The following is a 19,652-nucleotide window of genomic DNA, read 5'->3' as shown; positions in this document are numbered from 1 at the left end:
AGCCTGCTCCTAGTTCCGATCCGCGCGTAACAGCGCAACCAGCAGATAAATGAACAGCGCCACGGCCAATAGCAGTGACACCCCGTCCAGAACGCTCATGGAAGTTTCTCCGTTTAACGGCAAGTGCCGCGTGTGAGGCAATTGTCCGCAGGAGCGGTGTAAAGGAACGAGAGCGAGGCGGGGCGTGGGGCGTAAAGATGGCGTAAAGAGTGGCTTTATGCGGGGTTTACACGGGGATTTCGGCGCCTGGGCGGGTGCTATCGGGAGCAAGCCCCCTCCCACAGGTTGATCTGCGCTCGGCATGACAACTCGGTCAAGTGTGGGAGGGGGCTTGCCCCCGATGGCGCCAGTCAAGACACCCTCGCACTTATCTGGTGCGACGTCGCCACTATTCAAACGCCAAACCATCCCCCAAACGACAGTAGCGCAGCTTTACGACAATGATTCTCAGGCTGGCATGTCCACTGCAACACCTTGAATCATTCCAAACCGTTCAGGGAGCACCACACAATGAACACACACCTCAAACCCACCTTGGGCACCCTCCATCTCTGGGGCATCGCCGTCGGGCTGGTGATTTCCGGCGAGTACTTCGGCTGGAGCTATGGCTGGGGCGTGGCCGGCACGCTGGGTTTCCTGGTGACCTCACTGATGGTCGCCGCGATGTACACCTGCTTCATTTTCAGCTTCACCGAGCTGACCACCGCGATTCCCCACGCTGGCGGCCCCTTCGCCTACAGCCGCCGCGCCTTCGGCGAAAAAGGCGGCTTGATTGCCGGCCTGGCGACCCTGATCGAATTCGTCTTCGCCCCACCCGCCATCGCCTTGGCCATCGGTGCCTACCTCAATGTGCAGTTTCCAGCGCTGGACCCGAAACACGCCGCCGTCGGCGCCTACTTCGTGTTCATGGGCCTGAATATCCTTGGCGTGAAACTCGCTGCTACCTTCGAACTGGTGGTGTGCGTACTCGCCGTCGCCGAATTGCTGGTGTTCATGGGCGTCGTTGCCCCGGCATTCAGCTTCAGCAACTTCGCCCTGAACGGTTGGGCTGGCTCCGACACCTTCGGTGCCCCGGCGATTGCAGGCATGTTTGCAGCGATCCCCTTCGCTATCTGGTTCTTCCTCGCCATCGAGGGCGCAGCCATGGCGGCCGAAGAAGCGAAAGATCCCAAGCGCACCATTCCAAAAGCCTACATCAGCGGCATTCTGACCCTGGTAATCCTGGCCATGGGCGTGATGTTCTTCGCGGGCGGTGTCGGCGACTGGCGCACCCTGTCGAACATTAACGACCCACTGCCCCAGGCGATGAAAACCGTCGTAGGCGAAAGCTCCGGCTGGTTGCACATGCTGGTCTGGATTGGCCTTTTCGGCCTGGTGGCAAGCTTCCACGGCATCATCCTCGGCTACTCGCGCCAATTCTTCGCCCTGGCCCGCGCCGGTTACCTGCCGTCTTTCCTGGCCAAATTGTCACGATTTCAGACGCCCCACCGAGCCATTCTCGCCGGTGGCGTGGTCGGCATTGCGGCCATCTACAGTGATGGCCTGATCAACCTGGGCGGCATGACCCTGACCGCCGCGATGATCACCATGGCCGTATTCGGCGCCATCGTCATGTACATCATGAGCATGCTCAGCCTGTTCAAACTGCGCAAAACCGAACCGCTGCTGGAACGCACCTTCCGTGCACCCGGTTACCCCGTCGTGCCGGGCATCGCGCTGGCTCTGGCAGTGGTGTGCCTGGTAGCGATGGCCTGGTTCAACACACTGATCGGGCTGATCTTCCTCGGTTTCATGGCCGTGGGCTTCATCTACTTCCAACTGACCGCCCAAGACCGCGCCGATGCGCCAGCAGATGCGATGTTGACCGGACTATAGGGTTTACCAGGCAGAACGGGCCTACAATGAACTACTCAGAAAGCCCGTAACTCAAAGCAGTTATTACCGTGGGAAAATTCTCCCCCGGCTATCTGCCTCAAGGAGAGCCTTATGCCGTGGTACGCGTGGTTGATTATGGTAATTGCGATCGGATCGATCGTCGGTGGGTTGATGATGCTGCGTGACAGCGCCAACAAAGTGGAACTCACCGACGAACAACGCAAACGCGTGGCCGAGCGCAATGCCCAGGCGGACGCCAAGGATGCGCAGGATCGCTGAACTTGAGTTACTCCCAATCAGCTTTAGCGATATGCAAGCCGTGCTGCCCCTTATAGGCAGCACGCTCCGGCTGACTCCAGCCACTCAGCAATTCGTCCTCCAGCCTGTAGATTTCAACCCCCAACGGACGACACACCGTCAGCGGGTCCTGCGCGTCCGGCCCCCACATCGGCAACGACAAATCCCCACCTGGGCATGTCGATAGCGCACACAGCAAATCAATCTCCGCGAAAAATTCCAGGTAATCGCCCTTCTGCGCCGGGCAGGCTTTCATGAAATACATGTCGTCGTGATTAAGGCCAGTGCACTGGAAAATATTCAGCACGTCGTGCACATCGAATTCCGTCAGACCGTGGGGCAATACTGCACGGGTCAGGTTTGAGTGGCAGTGGTGATGAAAGTCCTCGCCAGTGAGCATACGGTTTACATAGGGATCGCAGCGTGTGCCGAGCAAATCGTGCAGGCGCCCGCCGTGCTCATCGATGCCGTAGCTTGCGAGACTGTCATCTGTAATAGTGACTAACGGCCGTAGAAATGGAAGATTCGACCACAAGCGGTCGTGAGTGCTGACGTGGGCGCCTTGAAGTTGCCGAGTGCGCGCCGCCCACAAGCGTTCGCGTGGATCATTGGCATTCCACACATTGAAGTCGCCCACCTGGGGGCCTACAGGCGTGGTCACCCGGAACACATACCCGGCCGGCACTTTCCACGCCCTGCCCGTGCGTATCGGCACCTCGAACTGCTCGATCAGCGTGCGCTGATCCTTGCGATCACGGATACGTTCATACAAGGCAGTATCCACCTGTAACGCCGAGCCTTTGCTGACCTGGTAAGCGGCTGGATAGTCTTTGTACATGGGGCGAACCTCCATCAAGGGTGACTGTTGAACAATCGATGATCTTGAGGTAACCACATTTCATGCCAGGGCTGGGCTAAAAACACACATGATAAAAGGCCGATCATTGATCGGCCCCTGGGCGACGTCGTTTAGTTGATAACCAGCCTGTCGCGATTCTTCTCCAGCAAGGCCTTGCCGATGCCCTTTACTTCCAGCAACTCGTCCACCGAGGTGAAGGGCCCATTGCTTTCGCGAAAGGCGACGATCGCCTTCGCTTTGGAGGCGCCGATACCGAACAAATCACGTCGCAGGGTTTCAGCATCGGCGGCGTTGAGGTTGACCTTGGCGGATTGCTCGGTTTTGGTCATTTGTGCGGAGATTGGGGTCGGGGCCTCAGGTTTAGCGGACGGGGCTGCGGTGGTGGCGACAGAGAGGCTGGTGAGGAAGGCGAAGATGAGGGAGGAGATGTAGGTGTTTTGCATTGGTGACGCTCCATGACATCGGTAAGAGAAAAGCAGCTTTTCCGAAGCTGCTTCTCTACCTTAGGCGACGGATGGAGAGTGTCAAAGCGGGGATATTGCAAGATGTGAGAGAAAGTCGTTTTTTGTGTGGGCGCTAACGGACTGCCGTGTGGAAGGAGTTGGTTCTCCACACATGATCGAATCATCCAATTCGGCGTGCCCCCCAGCGATGCGAAATTGAGCTACATACGAATGTTATCGAAAGCATCAGTACCCAGTTGAGTGCGAGAGCTTGAGGTAAGCATCTTCACACCACGGCATTTGTTCTGTCCAAGGTGCGGTCAACCTTGGGCACATTAAGCTCTTCTAACCGTTTCTTGCGCATAAACCTTTTTTCTACATGAACGAAGGTAAAGGTCGACAAGGCAACAATAACGGGAATAGTCGCAAAGTTCACAAGCCAAAAGGTCACTTTATCAAGAACAGCTAAATCAAAGAATACAGACAACACCTTGAAGGATAGAAACAGTACAGGCAAGTGAAGCAAATAAATACTATAACTAATATCACTTAACCTGTTAAGAAATTGATAATGCAAGAAGCGAGGATTAGAAACAGTAATACATATGAAAAATGTAGTTGCCAGAGCAAATCTAAAAGCTCCGTAGCCAGGAACATCAACCAGCCCGCACATCCACACAAATATGCATATTGCAACTACAGTAGAAACAAATTTGACGAACCTACTTGTAATGTTTGCTTTATGAATAACTGCTGCTGCCATGCCTGACAGAAAGTAGGCCCAACAGACGACGGCGGAGGTGCCCAGGTCAATGGCAGCTATAATTATCGCCACCGTCAGTATAATAAACTTATATTGGGATCTGTAAAAAATTGCTAACATTGGCAACACTGCATAAAAACGCCACTCATGAACCAACGTCCATGTCACGGAACTCAGAGGTACAAGAGATACACCTCCAATTCTCATCGGGTTATCTATGAAATTGAACGTTATTAAACCCGCAATAGTAGTAATAGACTCTTTATCCAGGAAATCAAAGCCTGCAAAAAAAGCTGCGATTAAAAACACCAAAATCGATGTTAGATAGTAGAGTGGAGCAACCCTTCTAATTCTAGATACAAAAAAATCACCCCAGTCAATATTCTTACTCTTGATGACTTTATCAAAAAAAAGAAAGCCTGTTATACAGAAAAAAATCTGCACACCGAAAGATCCAAGGTTCGGGTAAATCTGTCCCCAGGCAGAAAAAACTGTATTTTTTACACCCAAATTTATTAGCACAAACGGCGCATGATTAACAAATACGAATATAGCAGCAAGACCACGCAGACCATTGATGAATTTATATTCATGCTGAACTTCCGCGCTCTCAATTTTCGATCTAAAAATCGACGAAAAAGCAATGAACATTAATATAATTGAGAGGGTGAGCGTAATAACTTCAAGCGAATATTCAGTTTTCATTTAAAAGGATTACTCATGCAATGCCATCCTGCTTTAGGCTATGTTGAAGACGCTCCATGGATGATGAAGCGTGAAAACTATGCCGTCCGTTTATCACGAGCAGTGCGCACGGAAAATCATGGTGCGTTGCCGCAGGTGAATTGTATTCTGTCAGAGGTGCATAGGGAAGAAAATACAGGCATAAAAGCTGAGATAACAGCATAATCTGCTGTTATCCAAACCAAAAATCACACTACAACTCAAGTCTTTTTTGTTGATAAGACCAGTCAACAATTTCGCCATCGGGAGCATAGCCACTCACAGTTTCGCGTAACAACTTACGTACCTCAATATAATCATGACTTTCTATCGCACTCAGCAATTCCACTATTCTTGGCTTCAATATGCTCCAAGATAGATAATCTTCATCAGCACTCATAATCATTGGGTGTTGCGTGGCATCGACATTGTCACCTATGAGTAATTCTTCGTAGAGCTTCTCTCCGGGCCGAAGTCCTGTAAACTCGATAGCGATATCTCCGAGGGGCTTTTTTTCTGAGCGGACGCTTAGGCCTGACAGATGAATCATTTTTTCTGCCAATTCCGTGATTTTAACCGGTTCGCCCATATCCAATACAAATACGTCCCCCCCTGCCCCATTGAGCCTGCCTGAATAACAAGTTGAGCAGCCTCCGGGATAGTCATGAAATACCGGGTTATTTTCGGATGAGTCACCGTGATGGGCCCACCTGACTTAATCTGTTTGTGAAAAAGAGGAATTACTGAACCAGAAGAACCCAGAACATTTCCAAATCGGACCATTGTGAAGCGAGTACGATTGAGGGCTAGAGAGGTCGTGTTAAAAAGAGCAGGTTCTAACTCACGGCTGAGTGCCTGAAGCGTCATTTCAGCGAGACGCTTGGTGCTCCCCATTACATTCGTAGGACGCACCGCCTTATCAGTCGAAACAAGTACAAAATTAGCAACATTTGAAATAATAGCTGCTTGAGCAGTATTTAACGTGCCGATAACGTTATTCAAAAACCCTTCCGATATATTATGTTCTACCATCGGAACATGCTTATAAGCGGCCGCATGATAGACCGTATTTACATGCCAGGTTTTCATAACATCAACCAACTTATCCTGGTTACGTATAGATCCCAGGATCGGAAGCAATTTTACCGCCAGCGAATCCCGAAGTATGCGCGCTTCCAGTTCCGACATAATACTGTATAAATTATATTCACTGTGTTCAAAGAGAATCAGTATTGTTGGTTGCAGCTCGAGGATTTGACGGCAAAGTTCAGATCCAATAGAACCTCCCGCGCCGGTAACCATTACTACTTGGCCCCGTATGCAATGTTCCAGCAAATTTTCTTGTGCAGGTACTGGATCTCGTCCTAACAGGTCTGCAATATCTACTTCCTGGATATCGTCGACTTTGACGCGCCCACTTGCAAGGTCCATGAAGCCGGGGACACTACGTACATGCAGAGGAAAACCCTCAAGAAACCCGAGAATCTCCCGACGCCGACCACGCGTCGATGAAGGTATCGCCAACAAGATCTCTTGGGCCCCCGTGGTGTCGATCATTCGTTGGATATGTTTGGGCTTATAAACCTGCAGCCCAGAGATTACCCTGTCAGAAATAGTAGGATCATCGTCAATAAACGCTACAGGTCTCATTAAGCGGCCCATGCGTAATGCCGCAACTAGCTGATTCCCAGCAGATCCCGCGCCATAAATAGCCACACGTGGCAAGCCGTCATCACGGTTAGTGAAAGGCACATATTGAGCCGCCGTAAACCAATCCCCCAGGAAGAATTGACGCAGCGCTAACCTCAATCCTCCTATCATAATCAGACTTAACCACCAATAGTTAAAGATGATAGAACGAGGAATTACATTTTGATGGTTACTGTACCAATAAACGACCACTCCAATAATAAGCGAGGAAAGGCTGACAGCCTTAATTATAGCGATCAGCGCATCATTTCCAAAGTAACGTAAAACCGCGCGATACATGCCAAAACGTATAAACAGCGGAATAGTCACTATAGGCGCCGTTAAAAATAGCCATGTATGCAGCACGAACGGGTTGATCATCTCATCGAGGCCTATGCGCACGACAAAAGCTAACCAAAGCGCAAACCAAACTAAAAAAACGTCTGTAACCACCTGCAGAATACGTTTATATCTACGCGGGAGACTTAATAATCTAGATCTTAGTGAGTTCATATTTTCTAAACCTCTCGCAGCTCTAACAACCTAAACCTGAATAAATATACAACACCAAGCTCTCAAGATTTTCGCATTAACAATTTACTTCTTTAATACCGGCCTTAAATTTCAGAGCCAGAATGATGAGCGGCGTGTAAGCGATCAACAAACCGGTAGCACCGTCAAGCCTGTCAAATGCAACAAGCAACGCAATTGGGGAAAGCCATATAAAATTTATTACGATTATGCACAAAGTGACAGGTATGTGTGCATTAAAAATGCGAGAGGCGTACTGATAAGCATGACTCCGATGCGCCTCATATACTTTTTCGCCACGTACCAGCCTGCGAAGCAATGTCAATGTCGCGTCTACAATAAATACGCCTAATAAAATCAGCCACACCCATAAAAGTGTTGAAGAAAAAGAGACAGCTTCAAGCGATATCATGGCCAATGTAATACCTAGAAAACCACTCCCTGCATCCCCCATAAAAATTCGGGCTTTGGGGAAGTTCCAGTAGAAAAAACCTGCTGTTGCCAAAGCCAAATAAATAGGCGGCCATAACAGCTCTTCATATCCTAGGAACCAATAGATAAAAGCGGCGGAAGAGCAAGCACAAATAGCTTGAGCACTCGCCAATCCATCAATGCCGTCCATGAAGTTGTAAAGATTCAACATCCATACGGCGTACAAAACAGCTAGAATTCCGCCAATCCAACCTAGATGGATTGGTAATCCAAAAATCGTAATCGACGGTACCCCACCGATCCAATATAACGCCCATATTGCTGAAAAAAAATGTCCTAATAATCGCCAGCGCGCAGGAATGTGTCCATGGTCATCCAGAAATCCCAAAGCGGCTACGGTTATGCCGGCCACGAACGATGCAAGGAAAAAAGCGTGATCAATCAGCCCAAAGCAACGCATTAAACCCAGTGATATTAAAAACCCTAGTACAATTGCCACACCGCCGCCGCGAGGAGTCGGTACCGAATGTGAACTTCTGCTATTCGGGATATCCAACACATCTCGCTGGAGCGCATACCGACGCAACAATCCGGTTAAAAACATGGAGCTCGCTATTGAAGTAATCGCTATCCAGAAAGCCATCTGCCTGTCCCTACCTGCAATAATTTCGAAATTAATCGCTATAATAAACGGAATCTTTCACCTGATTCGACCAAAGCATCATGAGCTTTTCTCGCAGGGGCCCAGTTCAATAGTGCTCTAGATTTTTTATTATCGACAACTAATGATCTACACAACTGCGTATATAACGATCGCTTCCCAACTGCACTGGCGACTGAACGGATTAAGGCGTCAGGAACGCGGAACAGTCTTTCTTTTCGGTCCATACCCAACGCCAACAACTTGATAATTTCACTAATGGAAAAATCGGTCCCATCAGAAACTAAAAACAATTCGTTTGCAGCCGACGGGTGCCCAATACATAGTTCAATAAAATCTACCAAGTTATCCAGCGCTATCATGCTACGCTTATTTTCTACGGCGGCGAACGGCAGTGGTACTCCCGTAGCGATCAATTTTAACAGACGATTAAAATTACCAGGCGCCTCAGCGGCATAAACTAACGGAGGCCGAATAACTATCAGCTCCATGGTCTCGCCAGCGAGCAATTCCGAGAGCTCGCGCTCTGCTTTCAACTTGGAGCGAGCATATTCTGCATGAGGCTTGGGTTCATCACTCTCAGTGAAAGCGCCATCATGGGTCTCCGAACCGTTGACACCAATTGAGCTGATGAATATAAAACGACGGACACCTGCTCTTACCGCTTGCTGCGCTAAATTGACAGCACCTTGAACATTAATCCGTTCAAATTCCAATACTGGATCTTCGCTCCCGGCGTCTAATACATGCGCGCGTGCTGCGAGATGGATAACGGTGTCGACTCCCTGTAAAGCCTGATCCCAGCCCGTATTACCATCTACTTCCCCCGTCGAGACCATCTGGATATCTGAAGCAACATCAGAAGGTTTGCGACAAGTACCGACAACTGAATATCTAGCTAGACTAACAAGATGCTTAGACAACGCCCGCCCAATAAAGCCATTAGCACCGGTAATAAGGATTTTCATTTAGCCCTGTCTAACACTTTCTGGTAAATTTTCAGGATTTTATCCAACATGATATCGAAAGTAAAATTTGTGCGATATATGTTTTGCCCTAAAAGACCTTGTTTTTTTCGAAGCTCGGGGAATTAATCAACTGCGTCAGTGCGTCCATCAAACCCTTCTGATCCCCGCGCTGCACCACGAAACCGTTCTCACCGCTTGCCACCAGCTCAGATACGCCTCCCACGTTAGATGCTATTACCGGAAGCCCAGTTCGCATAGCTTCCAATATGGTCAGCGGCAACCCTTCCCAGTCAGAGATCAGGACGAAAACATCCGACCGCGAAAGCCTAATCGGGACGTCATCACAAGCCCCAGAAAAAACCACCTGCTCGCCTATTCCCAGATGCGCTGCCAACGTCTGAACGCTAGAAAACGAAGGGCCATCGCCTACCAGTTCAAGCTCCCAGTTCTTTGGTGACACTTTTGCAAGCGCTTCCAAAAGAAACTTTTGGTTTTTTGGAACTTCGAACCTTGCAACCATGATTAAGCGTACTTTATCAGACTCGGTAAGGCTAACTATATTAGAACTGACCTCGGGCATACCGTTATGAATCGTTAGAACGCTGGCTTCATCGCCTACCTTAGCCTTCAAGGCGAGTTGCCTGTCAAATTCAGAAACCGTAAGGATCTGTTCTGAAAAACGGGCCATGATCCTTTCAATATTACGGTATAAGAAACGACGCTTGGCAGACACTCCCTCTGTAAAAGCCCAACCATGTGCCGTAAAAATTGCTGGCAAGCCAAGACTTTTAGCAGCGAGTCTTCCAAGAATACCAGCCTTGGAGGAATGCAAGTGGACGAGGTCAGGTTTCAGCTTGGAAAGCATTTTCCTTAACTCAAAAAAGGCGCGAATATCTTTTCCAGGATTAATTTCGCGAACAAGATACTTCAATGAGAAGCACGATAAACCTAAATCCCGCGCTCGGGAATTAAAGACGCCCTCGCCACCAACGAGGATATCGACACTATGTCCCGCTTGAAAAGAACCCAGTGCCAAATCAAGGAGGTGTACACTAGCACCGCCTATAACGTCTGAACGGGTTATGACATAAACAATTTTCACACTGCGTCCCTTTTTTATATCCTAGCCCAAGCCAAACTTACTAGATTTAGAGATTGGCCGTATCGCGTCGCCATATTCTCACTAAAAACCGTTCGGAAATTGCTGAAAACAGAAATCATGAGCTTTCTGGTTGGGTATATAACCGCTCCCATGTACTAATCACAGAGTCTATAGAAAAGTTATCAACCACTCTCGACCTGGCAGAGGTGACTAGCGAGTTCTTTTCCTCTGGAGGTAGGCTCAGTGCTAGTGTGATACTCTGACGTAATGCTTCAGGATTAAACGGTTCAACAAGATAGCCGCTGCCACCTAGCACCTCTTTCACCCCTCCGCAGTCTGTCGCAACCACTAAGGTTTTGCATGACATCGCCTCGGCCACTACGAGCCCGAAACCCTCCCATGCGGAAGACAATACATACACATCTGCAGCACAGTAAAATGACGGTACGTCATTGCGTCGTCCAAAAAATTTTATCTTCTCGTCAAGGTGGGCTTCGTTGACGTGGAGCGCCAGATCAGTAGCCAAAGGACCGTCGCCCACTATCCACAGACGCACATTTTCATCATCCTGCAAGATCAACTTAAATGCGTCTAATAGACAGGGATAGTTTTTTGCCTCGACGAGCCGCCCTACAGCCAATACAACTTTGATAGAAGAGTCTATTGACTCTCTGGCACGAACTTGATCACGCACTTGCCCATCAAAAACATAGCGCTCTGTATCTATGCCATTAGGTACAAAGATCATACGCCCGGCAGATGAGGCACCCTTTGCAATAAGTATATCAACGGCTTCCTGGCTCACATTTGTCGTAAGATCAGCTAGAAAATCAGTCAGACGGTAAGCCAGCATTTTCAGCTTACCACCTTCATTTGAACTGTGTGCCGTACAAATAAGCCTAGGTATTTTAATAAGGAAACGAATCACCCTAGCTATCAAGTTCGCGTGCACCATATGACTATGTAGCACGTCGGGCTTAAATCGTCTAATTAGATCAATCAGATTATTTATCGCACGCACCATCCCACATAACGTTTTATCACCATTCAACGCTACAACAGATACCCTAGGTTCCCCAGGAAGCACTTCCTGCTTGCCCGTCAAATAAGCAATAACGACATTATGCCCCGCGCACTCATGCGATCAGCAAGATCCACGACTTGTCTCTCGGCGCCACCCATGCCCAACCCTGTGATAAAAAACATTATGTTCATCAAGGCCTCCCTAGAAGCATATACAAAAGGCATTGGGCAGACCTAATTAGGTTCTTAACCTTGTAAAACAAGGTTTTTTCGCGCAAGAACTGCGACCAATAATAAATAAAAAACCCTTTTGGATTAGCCCTTAAATGGCGTGAAAAGTTTCGGCTGTATCCATCTTCCAGATAGTCGCAGAGATAAATTACTTTTCTCGTGAAAAATACTACATCTCCCACATCACCTATTTTATTCCAAATGTATAATTCTGGAACAAACTTCTCAGCTTCAAAAATTGGGAATGGAAATTTAGACATAACTTCAGTTCTAAATATATAAGCTAAATCACCCTTGAATAATTTACCGGCTTCCGTCGGTGTGGAGATAAGGCTCGGCTCCGCAGTTTTTATCTCATTGCCGAGCAGCTCCCCACTAAAATAAGCTTTCCGATAGCACAAACCAACTGTGCTACTAGTCGCGGCCGCGACTGACGCTAAAACAGTTTCAACAGCATCGGGCAGTAGTGCGTCATCGCTGTCGACAATGAAGATCCAATTTCCTTTTGCTGCCACCACTCCGCTATTAATAGCCGCGTGCTTTCCAGCATTATTCTGCCTGACCGCCGTTAGCTCGAAACCTAAATTGGTTTCTTTTAGCTCATTGACAAAATGCTGTGTCTCATCAGAACTACCATCGTCTATCAGCACCCACTCAAACTCTTTTGAGCTTTGCTCACGCAGGCTCTTTAGCAACCGAGGAAGCGTTGTATAGCGATTATATGTTGCCGTTAGAATTGTGATCACTCAGTACGCTCCTCCATATAAGTGACTGGCTTATACCGGCAAGACAATATAAGTAACGTAACGCATAACATAATTTCCGCCAAGACAAACCCGAAAACAATGCCGTTAACGTAGTACTTAATTGACAATAGACTCGCAAGGAGTATAGACATCACCGAAAACAATAGCATCGCAGAACTAGCGACTTTATCCATGCCCCGAGGTATCAGCATGCATAAGCCCAATGCTTGATTAGCCATTCTGAAAGGGATTATCCATACAAAAACCTGCAACGTCGTCGTTGCCTGCTCAAAATCAGCGCCCAATAGTTTGCTTATTAGAAATCCACCAGCTACGGAAATGGCCAATGCGCTTACGCAACCCAGCAAGAACATCAGCCCCACGATGATCCAAGATAGCTTAGATGCAGCTTTTGCTGAGGAAAGATACTGTCTATTTAAATATGGAAAAAAACCAATGAGTACTGGATTTATAAACCCTACAAATCCTCTTATGATTTTTTCGGCAGGAACATATCCTGAAACAGCTACTTTCCCACAAAGTAATCCTACAAGAGCAGGGCCGGCGCTAAGCAAGATGTTATTTGAGCTCTTATATATAAAAACGTGAAAACCTTTGCGGATCTGAAGCCACCCGCCTGACAAGCTAAACCGAATCCTGCATCCGCCTCGGTAACATATATAATTCCCAATCAGAGTGTTTGCCAATGCAAATGTCGCTAAAATAGCTAATGCAAATAAAGCATCACTTGGATGTCGTATAAAAATAAACAAGCATAAAAGGCTAGAGATACGTAGCGCTACTTCCAAAAATACAACAAGTGCAATTTTTTCAAGCCCTTGGAAAAACCAAAATGGGCTAAACCCGAAAGCTAAAAAGTACAAAAAACCCAGACCTACAACCTCAATCTCGAAAGTATTCGAATAAAAAAACGTATAAAAAATAAACGCTATGAAACTTATGATAGAAGAGATTATAACTTTTGCAGACATCACTTCGCCGAAGACTTTCGACAGAGTCGACATATCAGTCTTGACTAACGAAACTTGCCGAGCAGCACTTAACGAAAACCCATACTCCACAACAAGTGAGGACAAAAGGGCAATCGATTGGACAAGTACTACCTTGCCGTATTCCTGAACGCCCAACGAACGTGCCAATACAGGTATTTCCAGGATAGGCACCAAATACCCAAAAAGCTGTACGACGAAAAGCAGGCTCATATTTTTAAATACGGTAAACACGTTATGTTCCTATGTGCTTGTCATGTTTTATTTTATTCAAACTTAAATCTTCATACTTATAAGTACGAGAAAGCCAAGACACCATCAAAATCCAATAACCCCATTCTGACATCTCGGTACTCAGCGGATGAAAGAGCATGATAAAAATATAACAAAGTCCGCCTAGCGCAGCGGCAAGCTTAAAGAAAATATTTTTATTTAAACTGACACTCTCCACGAGCGACAAAAAGAAAAAAATAAATGGCGTTAATATCAAAAACAAAAGTGCTAACTCGCCGAGTACACCTACATCGCCGAGCATACCTAAGTATACATTATGGATAACAATATTTTCGCCATCCACTACACTAAACGAACTGCCAAATCCGCAACCGAATGGAAAACACTTTTGAACGTTACTTATGCCGTCCTGGATCATGGCAGATCTAACTGGATCCCCCTCAAGCAAACGATTTAAAACAAGCAATGAATCATGATTTGCCAAATCAAAGTTTGAAGATAGAAGCACACAAACTCCTGCAACCAAGCAAACAATTGCAATCATCAATGTCCTGATAGGAAAAATCAAAAACCGCAAGAGAAAGAAAGATAATATTACAATCGCAAACCAGAGAAATCCTGTTCTACTGGAGTCGGCCAGCAATATATACACCGCTGCAATTAAAATTACGCCAGAAAAAAATGCTTTTTTCATGCCCGTCGAAAGCAGAGTTGCAATTATATAAGGCGCAAAAAAAGCACATACTTTCCACATTACTCCGGGATAGGCAAACTCGCTCCCTTGGCGGCCATCGCCTAATTGAACATAGAGCTCAACAAACACATATTTTGACAAGACAAATACTATAAGTCCTACAATAATCGAAATTGAAGCAATCCTGTAAAAATCGTTAAATTCCAGTAAACTGGAACAGTTGTATATCACCAAAAACAGTATAAAAATCGCTATAAACTTCACACCTTGGTAAGCTGTATATATATCAGAATTAGCTACCCCTGAAATCATAAAAGCAAGTGCCATCAATGTGAAACCCAGCATGATAGCACTTCCCTCCGGCGTCAGCTTCAACCGTCCGCCGCAACCATAAATCCCAAGTGCAAATACGCCCCCCCATAACAACCAGTAGTTAAGTGAGCCGATAATATTCCTGGTATCGCCCAAGGTCACGAGTACGCTGGCCGCAAGCACTGCCAAGAACGCGTAGCGTTTATTAATTTTCATATCGACCTCAGAATAAGCTCAACTAAAGCGTGTGCCGGTTACCAATCGAGCCATTCTCAGGTACCGATTAGAGGAAGGGACTACCAAAACGAGCCATAAGCCCGCAGTGAGTAAAAGCACAATTTTACACTGCAACGGAGGCTTTCATCTAGGATCATCTGCTGGGCCTACAGTCAAAATACGGCATTATAACACATGGCAAATTGCCTTCAGATTAATCGACTTCGGATCACTCACTCGCCTCCGAACGAGCATAGGCTCAGCTAACAATCGCCTCCATCATGAGTGAAGAGTTCACAGAACTTTCGGATCGCGCAGCCTATGAATGACCGTACGAAAAAAAGCGAGGGCACATCCGATAATAAGGCCTAGCAACCCTCCGCCTGTAATGAGCAAAAGGCGATTTGGACTAATTGGGGTGGTGGGCTCTAATGCTTGTTTGTCAATGACTACGAGCTTAAGATGACTCATATCTTTATTTACCGTCAGCAGGCGTGCTTTCTCTGCACGCAATGGCTGTACATCATTCAAAAATAATTCGTCGTTCACTCGACTTTTCAAGACCTCTATTTCTCGATTAGACTCCAACAGCTTTAATTCTTTCGCAATTTGGGCGATACGTCTTTCAGTAAAGTCATTCGATTTTCGCTGTAGCAAGGCCGTACGCTCAGCCTCAAGCGCATTGACCCCCATAAAATATAAGGGAATCTGCTGATTATTAATTTCTGTTCGCATAGTGATAGAACCAGAGTGCACATCATCACCGACGGACGTAGGCGAAGCCGGCATTCTGATATTCAGTTTTTTGGCAATTGCTATCGCTTCATCCAGCTCAGCAATTCGATTTGAACTTAAGCTATGAAGTTGTATACGCAGCCCCTGAAGTTCATCTTTTAACTGAGCTCGGCGAATGTTATCTGATTCAGTCAGAGACGCTATTTTTGCTTCTTTCCATGTATCATAAGCTGAGCGGGCTGTGGCGAGTCTACCGTCAATTTCTTTTAATCGATTATTTACAATAACCGTCAAGTCTGCAGATATCTGATCACGCTCATTTGCTATTGCATACTTGATAAATCCATTGAGAATTGAAACTCCATCTATTCCTTTTGGATAGTTTAGCTCAAGCTCCAAATAAGAACCAAGCGCGTCAACCTTATCTTTATTAGCCAATATTAAGTTAATCGATTTTTTATTAAACTCTTCAAATGCTTGCTGAAGAGTTTGTCCAGGACGCACAAACCCCTCAAATAATTTCTGATTGGACCTAAAAAACCCCATACGAATCTCATAAGACTCTAAGGCCATACCGACTCTTACCAGTGCCTCGCTAGGCGGTAAAACATAAACTTCCGAGCGATTGAGCGCATCCAGCTCATTAATCGCAGCAGGCCGAAGTATACTGCTCACCTTGTATACTGGCGTGACCGAAAATGCATAGGCTGCAAAAGCTGATGCAATCACCGCGGCAGTTAAAAAAATAATGACTTTCTGATCCCAGAGATTTTTTATAATTCCGAACGAATTAAATTCTTTATGCTGGGGAACGAGGGCGGAGCGTAGGCTACTACTCACAACAAAAACCTGCCTTCAAAGAGAAACTGCGGGCTCGTTATGCAGACAATTTGCGTGTTTTTATTCTAATTGGATGACCGCCAAAACCCAGCGTCTCTGCCAGATTTTGAGCGCACAAAATGACCGTTATCGAGAACAGATTCCATTTTGCCATCTCTTTGGCATATTACAAGACTTGACACGTCTGTAAGAAAAGTCCTAATCAGCCAATAAAATAGCTCATTTTTTGGCGCCACAGGAGTCAGACGTCAGCAGATTTGAATAGGTAAGACAGCACTCAGTCGGAAATGCTGGGCCTAGCCTTAACAGGGTGGCTAATCGATGTGATCCAGCAATGTAAAAAAGGCGCTACAGAGTAAATTTTATCTGACAGACGGTCGCATAAAATACTCTCTGAAGCTGTGGAAATGCACCCGATCTCCTACTCTCTCGTCGCAGTCCTAACACGCCGGCCACGCACAAAAACACCGAGCAACGGCCCAATCAACATCCCCACAATCAACCCCACCACTACAAACACCGCCACCGGCATCTGCGCAGTACTCCACCCCAGGAACAACAGCACAACACCCTGCTGATTCTCGAGCACAAACGCCAACACCACCAGCGCAGCAACCAGCACCGCTAACACTGAAACAACGCGCTTAACCCCACGCATAACCATCTCCTACTCCAAAAACACTCAGACGCCCTCTTCCTCTTCTTCGTTCACCCGATCGCGCAATTCCTTGCCCGGTTTGAAGTGGGGTACGAATTTGCCGTCGAGGCTGACGGATTGGCCGGTCTTTGGGTTGCGGCCTACGCGCGGGGCGCGGTAGTGGAGGGAGAAGCTGCCGAAGCCGCGGATTTCGATGCGATCTCCGGTGGCAAGGCATTGGGACATTTGTTCAAGCATGGTCTTGATAGCCAGCTCCACATCCTTGGATGAGAGCAGCCCTTGATGGGTGACAATTCGTTCGATCAACTCCGACTTCGTCATATTTTTCCCTTCTTTTTCAAGCAGCTAGGAAAAGCGCTTCGAAGGTTTTAGCATGACTTGATGAATTTGAACAGCCCGTATATCAACTTATCTACGGCTTAAATAAACGCCCGCAATGAGCACATCGAAACCTCAGTTGCAGATCACCAACATCGTGCGCGTCACTGCGCCAGCGGGATTCCAGCCAAACGGATAGTCGCCCTCTTCATCCGCCGCATCACTGGAACGGGTGAGGACTTTGTAGCCCTGCATTTTGCACTCACGAGCAGCGCGTTTTTCGCACTTCTCCCATTTATTGCCCAGACCAGAGCAGTCGATCTCAATACCGCTGACGCCGCTCTTGGCATGGGTCCTGGCGCTGGTGCTGGAGCAGCCGGCCAGTATGACTAACGCAAGCACTACGAGAATCCTGTTCATTCAAATCCTTATCGAATCAGTAACACGGAATATCTTTAAAAGACTATAGCCAGTTCTGACCGCAGGCTGAACGCCTTGGTTCGACGGTGTTGATTCATCAAATTTCAGGCACAAAAAAGGGCGACCGAAGTCGCCCTTTTCCTACAGCTTTACAGAACTTAGTTCTGCTTAGCCATTGCTTCGCGCAGCAGGGAGGCCATGGTGGTCTCGCCAGTTGCAGCTGCCGGAGCTTCTTTCAGGCTCTGGATAGCTTCTTTCTCTTCCACTTCGTCTTTGGACTTGATGGAGAGTTGGATTACGCGGCTCTTGCGGTCAACGCTGATGATCTTGGCTTCTACTTCCTGGCCTTCTTTCAGCACGTTGCGCGCGTCTTCAACGCGGTCACGGCTGATTTCGGAGGCTTTCAGAGTCGCTTCGATATCGTCGGCCAGAGTGATGATGGCGCCTTTGGCGTCAACTTCTTTCACTGTACCTTTAACGATGGCGCCTTTGTCGTTCTCTTGAACGTACTCGGAGAACGGATCGCTTTCCAGTTGCTTGATACCCAGGGAGATGCGCTCGCGCTCTGGGTCAACCGACAGGATAACGGTGTCCAGCTCGTCGCCCTTCTTGAAACGACGAACAGCTTCTTCGCCAACTTCGTTCCAGGAGATGTCGGACAGGTGAACCAGGCCGTCGATGCCGCCGTCCAGACCAATGAAGATACCGAAATCGGTGATCGACTTGATGGTGCCGGAGATTTTATCGCCCTTGTTGAACTGGCCAGAGAAATCTTCCCATGGGTTAGATTTGCACTGCTTGATGCCCAGGGAGATACGACGACGCTCTTCGTCGATGTCCAGAACCATAACTTCCACTTCGTCGCCGACTTGTACGACTTTCGAAGGGTGGATGTTCTTGTTGGTCCAGTCCATTTCGGAAACGTGTACCAGGCCTTCAACGCCTTCTTCCAGCTCAGCGAAGCAGCCGTAGTCAGTCAGGTTGGTAACGCGCGCGGTCACGCGAGTGCCTTCTGGGTAACGGGCTTTGATAGCGACCCATGGATCTTCACCCAGTTGCTTCAGGCCCAGGGAAACACGGTTGCGTTCGCGATCGTATTTCAGAACCTTGACATCGATCTCATCGCCAACGTTGACGATTTCGGAAGGATGCTTGATACGCTTCCAAGCCATGTCGGTAATGTGCAGCAGGCCATCGACGCCACCCAGATCGACGAATGCGCCGTAATCGGTGAGGTTCTTGACGATACCTTTGACTTGTTGGCCTTCCTGCAGGGATTCCAGCAGAGCTTCACGCTCGGCGGAGTTCTCTGCTTCCAGCACGCTGCGACGGGAAACGACAACGTTGTTGCGCTTCTGGTCGAGTTTGATGACCTTGAATTCGAGTTCTTTGCCTTCCAGGTGCGTGGTGTCGCGCACTGGACGAACGTCGACCAAAGAACCTGGCAGGAACGCACGGATGCCGTTAACGTCGACAGTGAAGCCGCCTTTAACCTTACCGTTGATAACGCCCTTGACCACTTCTTCAGCTGCGAAGGCTGCTTCGAGAACAATCCAGCATTCAGCGCGCTTGGCTTTTTCACGGGACAGCTTGGTTTCACCGAAACCGTCTTCAACCGAGTCCAGAGCAACGTGAACTTCGTCACCGACATTGATTGTCAGATCACCAGCATCGTTGTAGAACTGTTCCAGCGGGATCAGAGCTTCAGACTTCAGACCAGCGTGAACGGTTACCCAGCGAGCTTGGTAATCGATATCAACGATAACACCGGTGATGATGGAGCCTGCCTGAAGGTTCAGGGTTTTTAGGCTTTCTTCAAAGAGTTCCGCAAAGCTTTCGCTCATTTTAATTCCTGTTGATAAGGGCGAAGAA

The 19,652-nt window shown here is 47.7% G+C and carries 19 protein-coding genes and 1 pseudogene; 3 read left to right on the top strand and 17 right to left on the bottom strand.

Annotated features, from left to right (window positions below):
* Positions 1 to 9: 9 nt before the first annotated feature.
* The gene (gene kdpF, locus C4J93_RS08460) at positions 10 to 99 is read right to left on the bottom strand and encodes a K(+)-transporting ATPase subunit F (protein ID WP_003218754.1); all 90 of its coding nucleotides are present in this window, start codon (positions 97 to 99) and stop codon (positions 10 to 12) included.
* 411 nt (positions 100 to 510) lie between these two features.
* Here kdpF and eat point away from each other — a divergent pair, with 411 nt between their 5' ends.
* On the top strand, positions 511 to 1,875 hold the full coding sequence (gene eat, locus C4J93_RS08455) for an ethanolamine permease (RefSeq protein ID WP_124366347.1): 1,365 nt from the start codon (positions 511 to 513) through the stop codon (positions 1,873 to 1,875).
* A gap of 111 nt (positions 1,876 to 1,986) precedes the next feature.
* The gene (locus C4J93_RS08450) at positions 1,987 to 2,154 is read left to right on the top strand and encodes a DUF2897 family protein (protein ID WP_124361874.1); all 168 of its coding nucleotides are present in this window, start codon (positions 1,987 to 1,989) and stop codon (positions 2,152 to 2,154) included.
* Positions 2,155 to 2,161: 7 nt separating this feature from the next.
* On the opposite strand, the gene C4J93_RS08445 is transcribed toward C4J93_RS08450, so the two are convergent.
* From C4J93_RS08445 to C4J93_RS08435, 3 genes are all read right to left on the bottom strand, one after another.
* Complete coding sequence (locus tag C4J93_RS08445; protein WP_124429072.1) at positions 2,162 to 3,010, bottom strand: DUF1989 domain-containing protein; 849 nt, start codon at positions 3,008 to 3,010, stop codon at positions 2,162 to 2,164.
* 131 nt (positions 3,011 to 3,141) lie between these two features.
* Positions 3,142 to 3,474: a ComEA family DNA-binding protein gene (locus tag C4J93_RS08440; protein ID WP_124429071.1), complete on the bottom strand. Its 333-nt coding sequence runs from the start codon at positions 3,472 to 3,474 to the stop codon at positions 3,142 to 3,144.
* Between the two features lie 286 nt (positions 3,475 to 3,760).
* Positions 3,761 to 4,942, bottom strand: coding sequence for an acyltransferase (locus tag C4J93_RS08435; protein ID WP_124429070.1), 1,182 nt, complete (start codon positions 4,940 to 4,942; stop codon positions 3,761 to 3,763).
* Positions 4,943 to 4,957: 15 nt separating this feature from the next.
* Between C4J93_RS08435 and C4J93_RS08430 the strand changes: the two genes are divergently transcribed.
* Positions 4,958 to 5,146, top strand: a complete 189-nt coding sequence (locus C4J93_RS08430) for a hypothetical protein (RefSeq protein WP_124429069.1) — start codon at positions 4,958 to 4,960, stop codon at positions 5,144 to 5,146.
* A gap of 28 nt (positions 5,147 to 5,174) precedes the next feature.
* On the opposite strand, the pseudogene C4J93_RS08425 reads toward C4J93_RS08430, so the two are convergent.
* The 13 genes and pseudogenes from C4J93_RS08425 to rpsA form a co-directional block, all read right to left on the bottom strand.
* Positions 5,175 to 7,162 (bottom strand): annotated as a pseudogene (locus tag C4J93_RS08425) (polysaccharide biosynthesis protein).
* A gap of 76 nt (positions 7,163 to 7,238) precedes the next feature.
* Positions 7,239 to 8,255: a glycosyltransferase family 4 protein gene (locus C4J93_RS08420; RefSeq protein ID WP_124429068.1), complete on the bottom strand. Its 1,017-nt coding sequence runs from the start codon at positions 8,253 to 8,255 to the stop codon at positions 7,239 to 7,241.
* 38 nt (positions 8,256 to 8,293) lie between these two features.
* Positions 8,294 to 9,241, bottom strand: coding sequence for an NAD-dependent epimerase/dehydratase family protein (locus C4J93_RS08415; protein WP_124429067.1), 948 nt, complete (start codon positions 9,239 to 9,241; stop codon positions 8,294 to 8,296).
* An 88-nt stretch (positions 9,242 to 9,329) separates the two neighbouring features.
* A complete protein-coding gene (locus tag C4J93_RS08410) occupies positions 9,330 to 10,343 on the bottom strand; it encodes a glycosyltransferase family 4 protein (RefSeq protein ID WP_256660159.1) in 1,014 nt (337 codons plus the stop codon).
* Between the two features lie 115 nt (positions 10,344 to 10,458).
* On the bottom strand, positions 10,459 to 11,430 hold the full coding sequence (locus tag C4J93_RS08405) for a glycosyltransferase (protein WP_256660186.1): 972 nt from the start codon (positions 11,428 to 11,430) through the stop codon (positions 10,459 to 10,461).
* A 127-nt stretch (positions 11,431 to 11,557) separates the two neighbouring features.
* Positions 11,558 to 12,343, bottom strand: coding sequence for a glycosyltransferase family A protein (locus tag C4J93_RS08400; RefSeq protein ID WP_124429066.1), 786 nt, complete (start codon positions 12,341 to 12,343; stop codon positions 11,558 to 11,560).
* The gene (locus tag C4J93_RS08395) at positions 12,340 to 13,587 is read right to left on the bottom strand and encodes an oligosaccharide flippase family protein (protein WP_124429065.1); all 1,248 of its coding nucleotides are present in this window, start codon (positions 13,585 to 13,587) and stop codon (positions 12,340 to 12,342) included. Before C4J93_RS08395 ends, C4J93_RS08400 begins: the two co-directional genes overlap by 4 nt.
* Position 13,588: 1 nt before the next feature.
* Positions 13,589 to 14,809: a hypothetical protein gene (locus C4J93_RS08390; protein ID WP_124429064.1), complete on the bottom strand. Its 1,221-nt coding sequence runs from the start codon at positions 14,807 to 14,809 to the stop codon at positions 13,589 to 13,591.
* 294 nt (positions 14,810 to 15,103) lie between these two features.
* Positions 15,104 to 16,384 carry a Wzz/FepE/Etk N-terminal domain-containing protein gene (locus tag C4J93_RS08385; protein ID WP_124429063.1) on the bottom strand — a complete coding sequence of 427 codons (1,281 nt, stop codon included), beginning with the start codon at positions 16,382 to 16,384 and terminating at the stop codon, positions 15,104 to 15,106.
* A gap of 421 nt (positions 16,385 to 16,805) precedes the next feature.
* Positions 16,806 to 17,042: a lipopolysaccharide assembly protein LapA domain-containing protein gene (locus C4J93_RS08380; protein ID WP_124429062.1), complete on the bottom strand. Its 237-nt coding sequence runs from the start codon at positions 17,040 to 17,042 to the stop codon at positions 16,806 to 16,808.
* Between the two features lie 24 nt (positions 17,043 to 17,066).
* Positions 17,067 to 17,363, bottom strand: coding sequence for an integration host factor subunit beta (gene ihfB, locus C4J93_RS08375; RefSeq protein ID WP_003189779.1), 297 nt, complete (start codon positions 17,361 to 17,363; stop codon positions 17,067 to 17,069).
* A 132-nt stretch (positions 17,364 to 17,495) separates the two neighbouring features.
* Positions 17,496 to 17,780, bottom strand: a complete 285-nt coding sequence (locus C4J93_RS08370; protein ID WP_124403471.1) for a hypothetical protein — start codon at positions 17,778 to 17,780, stop codon at positions 17,496 to 17,498.
* A 158-nt stretch (positions 17,781 to 17,938) separates the two neighbouring features.
* Positions 17,939 to 19,624 carry a 30S ribosomal protein S1 gene (gene rpsA, locus C4J93_RS08365; RefSeq protein ID WP_124361860.1) on the bottom strand — a complete coding sequence of 562 codons (1,686 nt, stop codon included), beginning with the start codon at positions 19,622 to 19,624 and terminating at the stop codon, positions 17,939 to 17,941.
* Positions 19,625 to 19,652: the final 28 nt, after the last annotated feature.

Source organism: Pseudomonas sp. R2-37-08W, assembly GCF_003851705.1.
Lineage (GTDB): Bacteria > Pseudomonadota > Gammaproteobacteria > Pseudomonadales > Pseudomonadaceae > Aquipseudomonas.
This window is presented reverse-complemented; position numbering and strand designations above follow the sequence as displayed.

Coding starts and splice junctions, on each gene's coding strand:
- ihfB (WP_003189779.1), bottom strand. CDS start 17,363: ATGACGAAGTCGGAGTTGATCGAACGAATTGTCACCCATCAAGGGCTG.
- C4J93_RS08380 (WP_124429062.1), bottom strand. CDS start 17,042: ATGCGTGGGGTTAAGCGCGTTGTTTCAGTGTTAGCGGTGCTGGTTGCT.
- C4J93_RS08415 (WP_124429067.1), bottom strand. CDS start 9,241: ATGAAAATCCTTATTACCGGTGCTAATGGCTTTATTGGGCGGGCGTTG.
- C4J93_RS08435 (WP_124429070.1), bottom strand. CDS start 4,942: ATGAAAACTGAATATTCGCTTGAAGTTATTACGCTCACCCTCTCAATT.
- C4J93_RS08430 (WP_124429069.1), top strand. CDS start 4,958: ATGCAATGCCATCCTGCTTTAGGCTATGTTGAAGACGCTCCATGGATG.
- C4J93_RS08450 (WP_124361874.1), top strand. CDS start 1,987: ATGCCGTGGTACGCGTGGTTGATTATGGTAATTGCGATCGGATCGATC.
- C4J93_RS08370 (WP_124403471.1), bottom strand. CDS start 17,780: ATGAACAGGATTCTCGTAGTGCTTGCGTTAGTCATACTGGCCGGCTGC.
- C4J93_RS08440 (WP_124429071.1), bottom strand. CDS start 3,474: ATGCAAAACACCTACATCTCCTCCCTCATCTTCGCCTTCCTCACCAGC.
- eat (WP_124366347.1), top strand. CDS start 511: ATGAACACACACCTCAAACCCACCTTGGGCACCCTCCATCTCTGGGGC.
- C4J93_RS08445 (WP_124429072.1), bottom strand. CDS start 3,010: ATGTACAAAGACTATCCAGCCGCTTACCAGGTCAGCAAAGGCTCGGCG.
- C4J93_RS08420 (WP_124429068.1), bottom strand. CDS start 8,255: ATGGCTTTCTGGATAGCGATTACTTCAATAGCGAGCTCCATGTTTTTA.
- C4J93_RS08390 (WP_124429064.1), bottom strand. CDS start 14,809: ATGAAAATTAATAAACGCTACGCGTTCTTGGCAGTGCTTGCGGCCAGC.
- rpsA (WP_124361860.1), bottom strand. CDS start 19,624: ATGAGCGAAAGCTTTGCGGAACTCTTTGAAGAAAGCCTAAAAACCCTG.
- kdpF (WP_003218754.1), bottom strand. CDS start 99: ATGAGCGTTCTGGACGGGGTGTCACTGCTATTGGCCGTGGCGCTGTTC.